Source organism: Aquirufa sp. A-Brett2-15D, from assembly GCF_054558735.1.
The window spans coordinates 1-261 of the sequence record NZ_JBSKFT010000024.1 but is presented as its reverse complement, the minus strand read 5'-3'; the positions used below and the strand labels follow the sequence as shown (position 1 = coordinate 261).

Sequence of the window (261 nt, the reverse complement as noted above, 5' to 3'; positions counted from 1 at the left end):
CTAATTCTGCGGCAGTTGCTCTTGTTATCTCAGCAGTAATGCTACTTGTATTGGAACTCACTCGTGTATCGAGTCCTGCAATCGAATTGGTATTAGAAGTTATGCTAGCTGTGTTTGCATTTACTCCGTTAGTTAATGCTAATTCTGCGGCAGTTGCTCTTGTTATCTCAGCAGTAATGCTACTTGTATTGGAACTCACTCGTGTATCGAGTCCTGCAATCGAATTGGTATTAGAAGTTATGCTAGCTGTGTTTGCATTTA

General features: G+C 40.6%; 1 protein-coding gene. It reads right to left on the bottom strand.

Annotation, left to right across the window (positions count from 1 at the left end; genetic code table 11):
- Positions 1-261, bottom strand: a 261-nt coding sequence (locus tag ACST14_RS10990) for a hypothetical protein (RefSeq protein WP_459463488.1), incomplete at both ends; no start/stop codon positions are given.